9 protein-coding genes and 2 pseudogenes are annotated in these 14,372 nt (G+C 56.8%); 6 read left to right on the top strand and 5 right to left on the bottom strand.

The window, feature by feature from the left end; translation table 11 throughout:
- Positions 1-5: 5 nt before the first annotated feature.
- Positions 6-1,274 carry an MFS transporter gene (locus QA646_RS28510; protein ID WP_283060643.1) on the bottom strand — a complete coding sequence of 423 codons (1,269 nt, stop codon included), beginning with the start codon at positions 1,272-1,274 and terminating at the stop codon, positions 6-8.
- 793 nt (positions 1,275-2,067) lie between these two features.
- Between QA646_RS28510 and QA646_RS28505 the strand changes: the two genes are divergently transcribed.
- The 3 genes from QA646_RS28505 (at position 2,068) to istB (ending at position 6,034) form a co-directional block, all read left to right on the top strand.
- Positions 2,068-3,039, top strand: coding sequence for a 3'-5' exonuclease (locus QA646_RS28505; RefSeq protein WP_283060642.1), 972 nt, complete (start codon positions 2,068-2,070; stop codon positions 3,037-3,039).
- A 666-nt stretch (positions 3,040-3,705) separates the two neighbouring features.
- A complete protein-coding gene (istA, locus tag QA646_RS28500) occupies positions 3,706-5,232 on the top strand; it encodes an IS21 family transposase (RefSeq protein WP_260303847.1) in 1,527 nt (508 codons plus the stop codon).
- Complete coding sequence (gene istB, locus QA646_RS28495) at positions 5,222-6,034, top strand: IS21-like element helper ATPase IstB (protein WP_283060640.1); 813 nt, start codon at positions 5,222-5,224, stop codon at positions 6,032-6,034. The genes istA and istB overlap by 11 nt, the downstream gene beginning before the upstream one ends.
- Positions 6,035-6,089: 55 nt before the next feature.
- Here the strand turns inward: istB and QA646_RS28490 are convergent.
- Positions 6,090-6,242, bottom strand: a pseudogene (locus tag QA646_RS28490) (helix-turn-helix domain-containing protein); the annotation flags it as partial.
- 1,449 nt (positions 6,243-7,691) lie between these two features.
- Between QA646_RS28490 and QA646_RS28485 the strand changes: the two are divergent.
- The 3 genes from QA646_RS28485 to QA646_RS28475 are packed head-to-tail and all read left to right on the top strand — an operon-like array spanning position 7,692 to position 11,046.
- Positions 7,692-8,372 (top strand): VWA domain-containing protein, encoded by a 681-nt coding sequence (locus QA646_RS28485; RefSeq protein WP_104825809.1) that lies wholly within the window; start codon positions 7,692-7,694, stop codon positions 8,370-8,372.
- Positions 8,369-9,139, top strand: a complete 771-nt coding sequence (locus QA646_RS28480) for a PP2C family serine/threonine-protein phosphatase (protein ID WP_283060639.1) — start codon at positions 8,369-8,371, stop codon at positions 9,137-9,139. The genes QA646_RS28485 and QA646_RS28480 overlap by 4 nt, the downstream gene beginning before the upstream one ends.
- Positions 9,136-11,046: a protein kinase domain-containing protein gene (locus QA646_RS28475; protein WP_283060638.1), complete on the top strand. Its 1,911-nt coding sequence runs from the start codon at positions 9,136-9,138 to the stop codon at positions 11,044-11,046. Before QA646_RS28480 ends, QA646_RS28475 begins: the two co-directional genes overlap by 4 nt.
- A gap of 762 nt (positions 11,047-11,808) precedes the next feature.
- On the opposite strand, the gene QA646_RS28470 is transcribed toward QA646_RS28475, so the two are convergent.
- From QA646_RS28470 to QA646_RS28460, 3 genes and pseudogenes are all read right to left on the bottom strand, one after another.
- Entirely contained in the window at positions 11,809-12,429 is a 621-nt protein-coding gene (locus QA646_RS28470; protein ID WP_283060636.1) for a hypothetical protein, read from the bottom strand.
- Positions 12,392-13,592, bottom strand: a pseudogene (locus QA646_RS28465) (IS256 family transposase). The gene QA646_RS28470 and the pseudogene QA646_RS28465 overlap by 38 nt, the downstream one beginning before the upstream one ends.
- Positions 13,593-13,667: 75 nt before the next feature.
- On the bottom strand, positions 13,668-14,363 hold the full coding sequence (locus QA646_RS28460; RefSeq protein ID WP_283060635.1) for a hypothetical protein: 696 nt from the start codon (positions 14,361-14,363) through the stop codon (positions 13,668-13,670).
- Positions 14,364-14,372 lie beyond the last annotated feature (9 nt).

The raw sequence follows: 14,372 nt of genomic DNA, 5'->3' as shown, positions 1-14,372 counted from the left end.
GTAGCTTAAGGTCGACTGCTCCAAGCGATAAAACCTCCGACGAGCATGAGGAACGAGGTAAAAAAGAACACTGAATGTATACCGGCATGAGCAGCTAATACGCCGCCAATGGCCGGGCCCAGCACCTGACCCGCGTGCTGCGCCGATGTCGACCAGCCGAGTATCGCGCCGACGGCTTGCTCGGGGACACTGTGACGTATCACGCTGCCGATACAAGGTAGCAATCCCCCTAAAGCGAGCCCCATCAATATTCGGAGGCCCACCAACTCCAAAACGTTCGTAACGAAAGCTTGTGACAGAAGGAGTGCCGCAGCGGTGCACATCGCGACAACGATAACTTTCCAGTGTCCGACGCGATCGGCTAGTCTTCCAAGGTGCGAGGCGGAGAGAACACTCCCAAACGCTGTACCCGAAATGACCAGACCGGCCCAAAGGGTAATATGACGGTTAGGCTCGACGAGTTGCGAAATGTAAATCGCTGTTATCGGTTCAATCGACATATTGGCGATCATCAGAAGCAAGCCAGTCGCCAGCATTGCCAAGACAGGCCTCCTGCTTGGAATCGTCGACCAACTGTTGGAATATTCACGCTCTGTCGTTCGAGCATTGAAATCCTCTCTGATCAAAAATGCGCTGGCAAGAAAAGTGAGGAAGACTAGGGCCGCGGTCAGAAAGAACGTTTCTCGAATGCCGATTAATGCCGGTAGAAATCCGCCGATCAGCGGGCCGACGAGGTAGCCCCCCATGATCCCCGTGGCCAACAACCCCAACGCCCCGCCACTACGGTCTTTGGGAACCTGTGTAGCTACTAATGCATATGAACCAGACGAGTAGCCTCCGAGTACACCGGACAAAAATCTTATAGCCAGGAACTGCCATACGTCTTGAGCCACACCCATTAAGGCCATCGCTGCGACCACGCCCAAGCTTGCGCGAACCATCATCGCCTTCCGACCGTAGCGGTCGGCAAGTCTTCCCCAGAGCGGGGCAACCAGTGCGGCCGCAAGGAAAGTCACGCCGTAAGCCACGCCCGAAAACTGTGCTATGGATGCTTGATCGATGACGCCTAGTTCCCGGATATACAGGGGCAAGAAGGGGAGTAACATTGTCATGGCGACGGTCGTCGTGAACGAACCGGCAGCACAAACGATAAGGTTCTTCTTCCAATAGGGCGCGGTGCCGTTCAGATACGAACTCGCATTCGCAAGACTATTTCCACTGTTGAGCACTGTGAATCGCCCTTCTTGCTGAGCATATGGATTTCGGGCACACATTCGGTGTCAATGCCGGCCTGGAGCCGACTGCTTCGCTTCCGAGTGCGTCGAGGATTGCTAAAGACGTCATGGATCAGAAGTCCTCCTCCGTCGCGGGATAATTCGTTATTTGGCGGGAAGGGATTGCCGATGTGGTCAATGCCGTCTCCGGTAGAGTGTACTCTGATAGATATCTGACATGTTGCTCTCGTCGTCCTCGGTCCGTCCGCTGGATTTGGCCGAGAAAGGAATGCTCGTCGGCCGCCCCCGCCGTTTCGCTACAAGGGTTGCAAGGCCCGTGCCAAAAATCAGCAGCCGGCAGAGAAGGACTTCCCGTCAGCTTTTCAGTTGTTTAATTTGAGACAAAACGAGCTTGCTCAACAAAGCTGTGTCGCAAACCCGATAAAGACGTGTCAGATGAGATGCTGTCCGGCCGTCTTAACTACGCATTTCGCGGATATCTTGAGATCTCCGTTGCCGGCAGGCGGTCAACGATGAAGTCGATATTGAGTTCATAGCGCCCGCGCCCGAACCGTCTATCGTACGGTGTTTTTTCCAACGCATCGGTCGAACGAACGACACCGTGCCTGTAAAATGCCATAGGCTTGCCCCCGCCGCCCTGGGCTGATCGAGGACAGCGTCACAGACATCAGCGTCGTTAAGTGAAACACGCCCCATGGAAAGATACCGCTGACTTTCCACGGGCAAAATTCGCTTAAACTGGCTTTGTCTAGATAATCTGGCTCCGGCGCGCTGGAGCAGCGGATGAAACCTCGCGGCTCGCCCGAATCGATCATTGATGCGATAAGGGATCATGGATTCGCAACTCGATATGTTTACGCCCGGCAATTCGGAGGGCGACGGCTTGCAGGTGCGTCGTCGTGCATCGCGGCGCCAGACGACTTACCACCAAAGCGCGGATGAGATGATCCGCGCGCTTGAAGGCAGCGGAGAATACCGGATCCTCAGAAAGTTGCCGCAGCGTGATATTGCGACGGTGCCGCGAGCAGGATTTCCGAATGTCGGCATCGTTCTCGACACGGAGTCCACTGGTCTTGATCACCGGACTTGCGAAATCATCGAGCTCGGACTTATCGCCTTCACCTTCGATGAAGATGGGAAGATTGGCGACGTGATCGGCACCTATGGCGGACTGCAGCAGCCGACAGCTCCCATTCCGGCGGAGGTTACCAGGCTCACCGGCATCACCGACGAGATGGTCGATGGCCAGATCATTGACATGCAGGCCGTGAAAGATCTCGTCGTCCCGGCTGATCTGATCATCGCCCATAACGCCGGTTTCGATCGTCCGTTCTGCGAGGCGTTCTCCCCGGTCTTCGCCAATAAGGCCTGGGCTTGCTCCGTCTCGGAGATTGACTGGAGCGCGAGAGGCTTCGAGGGAACGAAGCTTGGATACTTGATCGGTCAGGCGGGCTATTTTCACACAGGACACCGGGCGGTCGACGACTGCTTCGCACTCCTTGAGGTTCTCGGACGTGGCGAGGGTGAGGGAGCGGCGCCCTTCGCCGAACTTTTCCGGTCAAGCAGGCGGTCGCGTGCCCGCATCTATGCGGAGCATAGCCCTTTCGACATGAAGGACGTCCTGAAGGCAAGAGGATATCGCTGGTCGGACGGCAGTGACGGCCGGCCGAAGTCCTGGTGGATCGAGGTTGCCGAAGACGGCCTCGAAGACGAGCTTTGCTATCTTCGCTCAGAGATCTACCAGTGGGACGACGCGGATCCACCCATCCAGCGGCTTACAGCCTTTGATCGATTCAAAGGCTAGATCCATACATGCCTCCTTTTGGAGTGAGGGCTGGCGGGAGTCACGTTTAAGCAGCTCAATCGACATCTCGACCGATCCGACGTCGAGAATTTAATATCACTGTCATGGAAGCCAAAAGAACCGGCAGCGTCCATCATCGTCGCTGTAGACGTTGAGGGAGCCGGGCATGGAAACCAGTTCCGGGAGCAGAAGAACTCGAGATCGGCTTCGAAAACTCATCCTGTCGATCGCAACGTCGGGCAGCATATCCGAGTTCTGCGAATCCAATCCACCTGTCGCTGAGTGAATTGACCATAAAATTCCTGTTTGGGAGATCGTCTGATATAGAGCAATCGCCCTGTCGCCGTCGTATCCATGCTACCCGCGCCGGCGACCGCGCCCTGTCGTTACCTGCCACGGGTAACGACAGGGCAACTCATCGCGGCCTTACTGCCGAACGAGAACGTCGACATCAACCGGAATCCTTGATGGATGTAAAACTCACCCGCAAAGAACTTGCTAACCGAGCAATTGCTTCAGCAGAGTGAGATGCCGTGCATACGCCAGATTAGCGTGTTGATTTGCACTGAGAAGTGACCCGGCATTACCGGATATTGTCATCGAGAATTGACCCATGTTTTGAACCTTGCTCCGCGTGTTTTCAGCGGGAGCTATGGAGTGATCGACATGGCGTTATTGAGCGTGATCCGACGCTGGCATTTTAGAGAGCATTTATCGATCCGGGAGATATGCCGCAGGACTGGCCTGTCCCGGAATACCATTCGCAAGTACCTGCGGTTGGGTGGCGTCGAGCCGAAGTTCAAGGTTCCGGAGCGGCCGAGCAAGCTTGACCCTTTTGCCGACCGGCTATCGGCCTGGCTGAAGACGGAGGCCAACAAATCCCGCAAGCAGAAGCGGACCCTTAAACAACTCCATGCCGACCTGCTGAGCTTGGGCTACGAGGGTTCCTATTGCCGTGTCGCCGCTTTCGCTCGAGAGTGGAGAGCCGATCGACAGAGAGAGCTTCAGACGTCAGGACGCGGAACATTCGTGCCTTTGGCATTCGAGCCCGGTGAAGCATTCCAGTTCGACTGGTCGGAAGACTGGGCGATCATCGGCAATGAGCGCACCAAGCTACAGGTTGCCCATACGAAGCTGAGCTATTCCAGGGCCTTTTTCGTTCGGGCCTATCTCCTCCAGACACACGAGATGTTGTTCGACGCCCACAATCACGCATTCCGCGTCTTCGGTGGCATTCCCCGGCGCGGCATCTACGACAACATGAAGACGGCGATCGACAAGGTCGGCCGCGGTAAGGAGCGCGACGTGAATGTTCGCTTCCTGGCGATGGCCAGCCACTATCTGTTCGAACCGGAGTTCTGCAATCCGGCGTCCGGTTGGGAAAAGGGTCAGGTCGAGAAGAACGTCCAGGACGCTCGTCATCGGCTATGGCAACCCATGCCACGCTTTCCATCTCTGGAGGCCCTCAACGAGTGGCTAGAGCAACGCTGCAAAGAGTTTTGGGCACAGACGTCTCACGGCCAGATGCGCGGCACCATCGCCGATATCTGGGCGGAGGAAGCACGGGCTCTTATGCCGGTTTCCCGTCCGTTCGATGGTTTTGTCGAATACACCAAGCGGGTCTCTCCCACCTGCCTCGTGCATCTGGAGCGCAACCGCTACAGCGTTCCGGCATCCTTCGCCAATCGACCGGTGAGCCTGCGGGTCTATCCGGATCGTGTCGTTGTCGCCGCCGAAGGCCTGATCATCTGCGAGCACCAGCGCATTATCGACCGTTCCCATGATCGGCCGGGACAGACGGTTTATGACTGGCGGCACTATCTCGCGGTCGTGCAACGCAAACCCGGCGCTCTCCGCAACGGTGCTCCATTCACCGAGCTTCCCGAGGCCTTCAAAGCCTTGCAACAACACCTGCTCAAGAAACCTGGCGGAGACCGCGAGATGGTCGATATCCTGGCGCTCGTCCTGCAGCACGATGAACAGGCCGTGCTATCGGCCGTCGACATGGCGCTGAAGTCCGGCGTTCCGACCAAGACGCATGTGTTGAACCTGCTGCATCGCCTCGTCGATGGCAAATCCTTCACTCCGCCGACGATAGATGCGCCCCAGGCACTGACACTCACCAATGAACCAAAGGCCAACGTCGAACGCTACGACACCCTGAGAAAGACGGAGATTCGCCATGCGTCATAACCCAGCAAGCGGCGCGATCGTGATCATGCTGCGGCAATTGAAGATGCACGGTATGGCCCAAGCCGTCAGTGAACTGACCGAACAGGGAGCGCCGGCGTTCGAGGCCGCCATTCCGATCCTGTCGCAGCTCCTCAAAGCGGAGACGGCGGAACGGGAGGTGCGATCGACAGCCTATCAGCTCAAGACGGCACGCTTTCCCGCTTACCGTGATCTGAACGGCTTCGACTTCGCAAGCAGCGAGATCAACGAGGCGCTCGTGCGTCAGCTTCATCGCTGCGACTTCCTCGACGAGGCCAACAACATCGTCCTGGTCGGCGGGCCCGGCACAGGCAAAACGCATGTCGCCACGGCAATCGGTGTTCAAGCCATCGAGCATCATCATAAGCGGGTTCGCTTCTTCTCGACCGTCGAACTGGTCAACGCTCTCGAGCAGGAGAAAGCTCAAGGACGGTCCGGTCAGATCGCCAACCGGCTCATACACTCCGATCTCGTTATCCTTGACGAACTCGGATACCTGCCGTTCAGCGCATCAGGCGGTGCATTGCTCTTCCATCTGCTGAGCAAACTATACGAGCGGACCAGCGTCATCATCACCACCAACCTGAGCTTCAGCGAATGGGCCAGCGTCTTCGGCGACGCCAAGATGACCACCGCATTGCTCGACCGGCTTACCCATCACTGCCACATCCTCGAAACCGGAAACGACAGCTTCCGGTTCAAGAACAGCTCAGCGCATGAACCCAAAACAGCAAAGGAGAAAAGTAGGAACTTGACCACCACCACCGACCCGAAACATACCTAAGAGGCGGGTCAATTCTCGGCGCAAATGCCGGGTCACTTCTCAGTGCAAATCAACAGTCATGGAACGTATTGCGTCTGATCTCACGATAGATAGTCGATCGGTGACGCCCGAGTTGGCGGGCCATCTCGTTGACCGGAACCTTGCGCTCGACAAGGTGATGAAGGCGCCGCCGATCGGCGAGGGTGAGTTGCTGATAGCACCGGGACATGCCAAAATCTCCAAAGTGAAGCCATTGAATTCATTGGCATGTCGCACTTGAAAATAGAATGTACCCGGCTACAACAAAATGTGGCGTAATCTATATTATGGAACTCATAGACGGTTTGTCGGCTGTTACTCAGATGAAGGCCGCGCAATGTGTTTTGCAAGACACCCCGACCACTTGAGCGCGGGATCGAGACGCTCAGAGAAATTACAGGCGCCCATGATAAAGAAGCCCTCGTTTTTCTCGCCGCCATCGATCATTTCCAAGAGTGCCGAAACGAGAGAGCGTCCAACGCTCCTTTGCTCTGCCAAGCAGCCAACGAGGTCGGGATGAAATGCGCATCGAGCGTTTTTGCCAGAATGCGCGCGAATGCGGTCTTTCCGCACCTCCCGCTGCCCACTCAAGAGCAACCGGCTATCGATATTGGACCATCTCAGCTTACCTGTACGCTACTCGGCAACTTCACCAACGAGCGTTGACGCCCAATCGCGGGCTGCGCGGTAGCCTCTTACACTACTCCGGTCCAGTACCACCTCGCCAGACTTCGCCCGGCTAACGTTGGCTGCATTCGCAGCCAACGCAAACGCCCCAATGTCTCATCGAAACTGCGACCCTTTCGAACGGTCTTCCAAAATAGGCCAGGCGCAATGGCCACGGCTTCCGCAACATCCTCCTCTGGAGGCGTTGGACGATACACGAGGCGCGTAATGCATCCCTTGCCAGCTTGAGGTTCGGAGCCTCCAGATCAGCGTAAATGTCGGAGATCGTCGCCCATTCGTTCGGCACTTCCACGCCATGATCAAAAAGGAGCAGCACACGCTTGGAAGTGTCGATGGCGTCCTCCGTCTGATTCACTGCCCTGCGGTCGCCAACGACCAATACGAACCCAGGTGGGAAGAAGATTGCTGTCAGCAACACCCTCGAGCCAAGTCGAAGATCATGACGTGATTGTATAATGTCTGCGTGAGAAAAACCCTGGGTAGCTTCTCCCGGAGACTCGTATATGCTGCCTAAGGAATCTTAGTCCGCAGGCAACGAGATCGCGATGGCAATGCACCAGGTCCCCTCACCACAAAGCGGCTCGAGCACTCGGCCGCGACTCTGGTGGATGGTATTTCTATTTCCTGGGAAGGCCATCTTATGGTTTCAGTATCACTTTCCTAAATTCGGCAATGTCATTGCTACTGGCCGCCGCTACCGCAGCCGCACTTGCGAAATATTGTATTCGGCGGTGTTTTGGGTCCTAGTCGTCGCCTGGCTGTTTGCACTTTTGCACGGCGCACTTAGGTAGCATTCGTTGCGCCTCCATGCTGCCATATCGAGCCCAGAGTCGCCGTTCCGGTGTCTTTCCAAAATGCCACACCCGGCCAAAAAAAATCTTTGAGCGCTCTTTTGTAAATGCAGCGCCGGCGAGAGCTGCTATGCATTGTTCACAAGCTTGAGGAGAACCGCATGCCGAATCCATTTGAGCAAATTCCCTTTGATGGCGCCGAGTTCGTGGACAATCCCGAACCGCGCTGCCCCTGCCTCCTGTTGCTGGACGTCTCAGGTTCAATGCGAGGACGCCCACTGAGAGAACTCAATGAAGGTCTTGTTCAGTTTAAGGATGAGCTCTATGCGGACTCTCTCGCATCCAAGCGCGTTGAGATAGGCCTCGTCTCCTTCGGCCCAGTCAGCATCGTGAACGACTTTACAAGCGTGCATAATTGGATCGTGCCCGAACTGGCAGCGCAGGGAGATACGCCAATGGGCCACGCAATCGAGGAAGGCCTTCGGCTCCTGCGCGACCGGAAGAGCTCCTATCGCCAAAACGGAATCTCGTACTATCGCCCGTGGGTTTTCCTGATTACGGACGGAGCTCCGACTGACACGTGGCAAAATGCGGCCGCCCAGATCAAGGCTGGTGAAGCTGAAAAGGCCTTCAGCTTTTTTGCCGTCGGCGTCGACGGCGCGAATTTCGAAACGCTTTCCCAGATCTGCGTGCGCCAGCCTTTGGCTCTGAAGGAACTCAGGTTCCGCGATCTGTTCCAGTGGCTTTCCAGCTCTCTAAGCTCCGTCTCGCAATCCAATCCCGGCGACGCCGTTCCTCTCTCCAATCCTGCAACACCAGACGGATGGGCCTCAATCGCATGACCGATGGCTGGCGTTGGGCCGCGGCCCGTGCGCGTGGCACCTCTCATGTGAAGACAGGTTTGCCATGTCAGGATTTTGCGCTCAGTGAGGCTGTAGCCAGCCTCGATGAAACGGTCATGACAGTGATCGTTTCAGATGGTGCGGGAAGCGCAAAACTGGCGGAGATTGGTTCAAAATCAGTCTGCATTGGTCTGCTTCGGCTCATCCGTGGATATCTTGCAAATCACTCCCTGTCCCAGCTTCGTGAAGAAATGGTTTGGGACTGGATAGATGATATCCGCGAATACATCAGCGCAAAGGCTAGTCGATCTGGAACACAGCGTCGCGATTTCGCGGCCACAACCGTTGCTGCTCTCATGTCTGAAAACGGCACTGTGATCTTCCACATCGGCGACGGCGCAGCCGTCGTACGCTACGAAGGAGACGACGCATGGGATGTGCCGTCTTGGCCCTATCAAGGCGAATATGCATCGACAACCAGCTTCATCACCGATGATCCTTATCCGCGTCTGACTTTTGTTCGAAATGACCGTCGTGTCGATCGATTTGCAGTATTCTCCGACGGCATTGAGCGCCTAGTCCTCAATAGCGTAGATCGTTCGGCCCATGAGCCATTCTTCAATCGGATAGTGACGCCGCTAGCTTTTTCGGAGGAAGCCGGCAGGAACGTTTCTCTGTCGATAGCCCTCCGAGACTATCTTGAAAGCCCTTCCATTTGCGAACGGACAGATGACGACAAGACGCTAGTACTCGGTGTGCGCAAATGAGCACTACCGTATTCGGATCGGATGGAAAGAAGCTCACGCTTGGTATGATGCTGGGAAAGGGTGGCGAGGGCACGGTCTACCACATCCACGAGGCGGGCGATTTGGCGGTGAAGATCTACAATCCCGGCAAAGCCTCCGAGAGGAAAGCAAAAATCCTTGCCATGACGTCGGCGGCGCTCCACAAGACAACCGACATAGTCGCCTTCCCAATCGACACTGTAAGCGACAAGAACGGAACGTTCATGGGTTTTTCCATGAAGAAGGTCGCAGGTTTTAAGAACATCCACGAGCTCTATGGGCCGGGCAGCAGGCGGACGGAATTTCCTTCTGCCGACGCCCGGTTCCTGGTGCGCAGTGCGTTCAATCTCGCGAACGCTTTTGCTGCAATCCACAATACAGGCTGCGTAGTCGGCGACGTGAACCACTCCGGCATCCTCGTTTCAAACCAGGCTATGGTAACTCTCATCGACAGTGACTCCTTTCAGTTCAATAAGGGGCCAGAGGTCTATCGCTGCACGGTAGGCGTGCCGGATTATACGCCACCTGAGCTCAGAGGTGCGGACTTCGAAAAAATGGTTCGAACGGCAAACCACGACAACTTCGGTTTGGCCGTCCTCATCTTTCAGCTGCTTTTTCTTGGGAGACATCCGTTTGCCGGCAAGCATCTGGGTCTTGGAGACATAGACATACCGACCGCTATCGGCGACCACCGTTTCGCCTATAGCGCACGTAGGGCTGAGACGCGCATGGAACCCCCGCCGCTAACACCAGCGCTCAGTGACTTTGGCAATGAAGTTTCTGACGCCTTCGAGTCAGCCTTCAGCAAGAATGGTGATCGTCCGGGCGGTCGGCCCAACGCGGCATCGTGGGTCCAAATCCTCGGCAAGCTCGAGCAGGGTCTGGTGGAGTGCTCTGCAGACAAATCACATGCGTACTTTCGGGGTGGCGCGTCGTGCCCCTGGTGCCGCCTCGAGAAATCGATGGGCCGGAGCCTATTCGCCGCAAAGATTTCAAGCACTGTTTCCACACTGAACATCGGTGACCTCATTGCTCTAATCAACCGTCCCGCTCCACCAAGCCAACCGCCTGCCCCTGAAAGCATCATCGCGGTTCCGTCTCTTACCCGCAGTCCTGCGGCGGCAGCCGCATCACATGGAAAGCAACTGACGCTTTTTGCGTCGGTTGCCGGACTGCTGATAGGCTTTTTCCTTGCCAATCAGTTGAATGGCTTCTGGGGTACCGCTCTGGTTATTGCATCAATCATAATGATGATCCGAGCCCGCCGTCCTGCGGAAGAATTTCGGGTCGAACTGCAGGCGGCGACTGCAGCATGGGAAGAGAAGAAGAAAATTTGGGAAGAGCACGCCGGGCCTGCCGTGTTCCTGAAACGAAAAAGCCACTATCTGTCCTTGGCCTCGGCTCATGCCAAACTTCCGGAACAGGAACGCGAACGGCTCCTCGAGCTCGAGCGGAAGAAAAGGGACCTTCAATTCAGGAGCCACATGCAGGGGCACTTGATCTCCCGCGCAAAAATCGGTGGGATTGGACAGAGCAGGACGGTAACGCTCTCGTCGTTTGGTTTTGACAGCGCGTGGGACGTGAAGACTCGCTCGGTTTTGGCCGTTCCTGGCATTGGTCCGAAAAAAGCCGACGCCCTTGCGAATTGGTCGTCGTCCGTTGAGAAGAAATTTGTATTCAATAGTCATATTGCCACCAATCCGCAGGCTATAAATGAGGTCAAAACGGACATAGCGCGTCAGAGGGCTGACTTGGAAGGAGAGCTGAGGCGTGCTCCGGATGAGCTCAAGGAACTTCTGGATACTGCCTCCGACCTACGAAGGAACCCGCCCCCGCAATTAGTTGAAGCGTATGTACGGCTTAAGCAAGTTCAAATGGACATAGGGTAACGGTGGCGCGCGTGGCGGGACCATACCGAGACTTCTGGATAATGCTCATAATGATCGGGGTCGCTGTCTTCGCGGCGAATGCAACGTCGAAGCCTGGAACCGTATCTCCGGTCCCGGCGTCGTTACCTACTGCCTCACGCAATCAGATCGTGACCGCGCCGGTAAGTAGTCCTACCCTCACTCAGGAGAAAGTGCTTCCTGCGCCTCAGACTTCGGTGGCAACCGCAACTGCTGCGAGTGCAGACCCGCCGTCGCCCACGTCTTCCAGCACTGGGAATGCAACATCCGTTTCGGAAACGGCTCCGTCGGCTCCCATGGCCGCGCCTCAAAGCACCGCGACGAGTTCCGCCATTACGATCACGGAGCCAATCACGAGCACCGCTTCAGAACCAAACCCCGAAGTTTTCGATGGATTGGTTGCCTCCATCGAGCAATCGCAGGCGACCACCGTGGCCGCTGTTGATCCTTCCAAAACAGCCGGCCCGATCTCTGCTGCGAAATTCGCTTACATGCGGGTACCTCTTGAACTTAGAGACGGACCTAGTCCCAAATACATCGTCGTCGGTAGCCTTGGTCAAAACGCTCTTGTCTCTGTCATGGAGCAAGAAGCGGGTTGGACCCACGTCAGCGGTGGTCCGGACGCGATTGGATGGGTACCCTCTGGCACGATTTCTTCCAGTCCCGTGCTCAATGTTGCCCGGAAATCGGTTCCCAACATGCGGACAGTCGAAACTCCACGTCGCGAGGGGGGCCGCTAATCGATCATGGGCCGCCGCACTGCCTCCAGCCCAATCCCTGCCGATTGCACCACCCAGAATTATTCAAATCGGTCTCCAGGATCGAGCGCGATTTGCATACTTCAGCGTCGACAGCGTTCGCAGTCGAGCAGGCGGTAGCGTCGAGAATCCAACGGCGAATGATCCGATCGGGGATGGCGACCGCTTTGTCGGTCTCGATGACCTTGCCCGTTTCTCCGATTATTTTCCGAGCGACCGGGTCCCAAGTCAGCGCGAAGTTCACTGCGCCAGAAGCTCCCTTTTTTCTGGTTGCACTGAAGGCGTACCAATCGACAATGCCGAAGACAGAACACCTGTCTGCGCAGAGCGCATGAACCGAATCTGGCCGCGCTGCGTAGATTCGTGTCGGCCATCGGTCCACGAAAGCACTTTTCTCTTTAAGTACATCCTCTCGCGAAAGATCTTTTCCGTAGTACTGGAGGCGGTCGGCATAGACGTTGCGAAGGAAGGCGGCCGCCTCGCTACTTGAGCCCGACCACACGATGATGTCCCAGGGAGTGGTGTAGCTTCGGCGTTCGCCGTGCCTTCCGGGCAGAGCCGGGACTGGATCAGCTTGCCGCAGCAGGCAGGCTGATGATTGGATCATCAGCTCATTGTGGCGATGGTCTCAAGGGTCATGTATCGGGAGCGCTGTACGGCCCATTCGTCATTCTGTTCGAGGAGCAACGCGCCGACGAGCCTGACGATGGCGTCCTCGTTTGGGAATATGCCGACAACCTCGGTTCGGCGCTTGATCTCGCCGTTCAGTCGCTCGATAGGGTTGGTGCTGTGCAGCTTCGTCCAGTGCTGACGGGGAAAGGTCATGTAGGCCAGCACGTCTTCTTCGGCACTGTCCATGAGGGTGGCAAGCTTCGGTACTTTCGGCCTGATCTGATCGGCGACATTGCGCCATTGCTGGCTGGCGGCCTCTGGTGTGTCCTGGGCAAAGGCCGTGGCGATGAAGGCGGAGACCACCCGTCGACCGCTCTTTCCGGCATGGGCGAGCGCATTGCGCATGAAGTGGACCCGGCATCGCTGCCAGGTCGCGGAGAGAACCTTCGAAACGGCGGCCTTGATGCCCTCATGCGCATCGGAGACGACCAGCTTGACGCCGCGCAAACCCCGCCGTGTCAGCTTGCGCAGGAACTCCGTCCAGATCGGCTCGGCCTCGGAGGTGCCGATCTCCATACCCAGGACCTCGCGCCGCCCATCGGTGTTGACGCCGACGGCGATAATGACGGCGACCGAGACGATGCGGCCACCGCGGCGGACCTTCAGATACGTGGCGTCGATCCACAGATAGGGCCAGTCGCCCTCGATGGGCCTTTCAAGGAAGGCCTTTACCTTGTCGTCGATCTCCTCACACAGGCGGGAAACCTGGCTTTTGGAGATGCCGCTCATGCCCATCGCCTTGACCAGATCGTCGACGGAGCGGGTCGAAACGCCTTGGATGTAAGCCTCTTGAATTACGGCGGTCAGAGCCTTCTCGGCCATGCGACGCGGCTCGAGAAAGCTCGGGAAATAGGTGCCGGTACGAAGCTTCGGGATACGCAGCTCCACGGTCCCGGCCCGTGTCTCCCAGTCGCGCTCGCGGTAGCCGTTGCGCTGGGTAAGCCGAAAGGCGTTCTTCTCGCCGTAGCTCGCGCCGGTCTTCGCACCGACCTCCAGCTCCATAAGCTTCTCGGCGGCAAACCCGATCATCTCGCGAAGCAAATCGGCGTCGGCGCTCTTCTCAACAAGCGAGCGCAGGTTCATCATCTCGTCGGTCATCGGTGGTCTTTCCATCAGGTTGGTCTTCGACAAACCGACCCTACCGGAAAAACACTGATGGCCACCGCTACCCTGCTACACCACTCCCTGGGACATCATCGACCACACCCGTTGGAACTCGTTGAACACTTCCACTGCCCCTGCTTGGTCAGTAGGCTGCGCGCCCTGCACTATATCCGTCCAGGTGCCTGAACCACTGGGCTGAGCCGTTACCAGCTGATAACCCGCCATATCTACAAGGTTCAATTCTTTCGATTGCCCAAGCTGCATCGACAGTGCTGCGTCCAGAAGCGAAGCGCTGACACCCATCGTGCTGAGGTAGTCTTTGATGGCGGCTGAAACTGAGGGATCGAGACGCCCCCCAGATTCCGCAGATGTGGCAAACGTCTCTACAGATATGCTGACGCTCTCGTCTTCGGCATAACGACTAGCGCCACCCATAAACGCCAAAAGGCAGGTCTCGAGACAAGGCGAGCCTTTGGTCTGGAGCGTTGGAAGGCCGGTCTTGCGAATTGCTTTGCCGAAAGCCATCGCGATTGATCGATCGCCACCCGCCGAATTAAATGCGATGTATTTGGCCGGGCTCGCTGTAAGTTCCAAGGCGACGCGTTGTGTATCATCGCCGGTCTCGAAGCTGCCCTCGACAAGGAGGATCGTCGTCCCATTCGTCGTGGAGAGATGGCGATAGGAAATCGCGGCTGTCGCTGCGCCCACCGGAGCCGAAGCAGCCAAAGCAATTGTCATAGCCGTATAAAGGAGACGCCGTTTCATTTGCGTGAT

The organism is Rhizobium sp. CB3090 (assembly GCF_029714285.1).
Classification (GTDB): Bacteria; Pseudomonadota; Alphaproteobacteria; order Rhizobiales; family Rhizobiaceae; genus Rhizobium.
The sequence above is the reverse complement of the archived record's forward strand: the minus strand, read 5'-3'. Positions and strand labels throughout refer to the sequence as shown.

Coding starts and splice junctions, on each gene's coding strand:
- QA646_RS28505 (WP_283060642.1), top strand. CDS start 2,068: ATGGATTCGCAACTCGATATGTTTACGCCCGGCAATTCGGAGGGCGAC.
- istB (WP_283060640.1), top strand. CDS start 5,222: ATGCGTCATAACCCAGCAAGCGGCGCGATCGTGATCATGCTGCGGCAA.
- QA646_RS28485 (WP_104825809.1), top strand. CDS start 7,692: ATGCCGAATCCATTTGAGCAAATTCCCTTTGATGGCGCCGAGTTCGTG.
- istA (WP_260303847.1), top strand. CDS start 3,706: ATGGCGTTATTGAGCGTGATCCGACGCTGGCATTTTAGAGAGCATTTA.
- QA646_RS28480 (WP_283060639.1), top strand. CDS start 8,369: ATGACCGATGGCTGGCGTTGGGCCGCGGCCCGTGCGCGTGGCACCTCT.
- QA646_RS28470 (WP_283060636.1), bottom strand. CDS start 12,429: ATGATCCAATCATCAGCCTGCCTGCTGCGGCAAGCTGATCCAGTCCCG.
- QA646_RS28475 (WP_283060638.1), top strand. CDS start 9,136: ATGAGCACTACCGTATTCGGATCGGATGGAAAGAAGCTCACGCTTGGT.
- QA646_RS28460 (WP_283060635.1), bottom strand. CDS start 14,363: ATGAAACGGCGTCTCCTTTATACGGCTATGACAATTGCTTTGGCTGCT.
- QA646_RS28510 (WP_283060643.1), bottom strand. CDS start 1,274: ATGTGTGCCCGAAATCCATATGCTCAGCAAGAAGGGCGATTCACAGTG.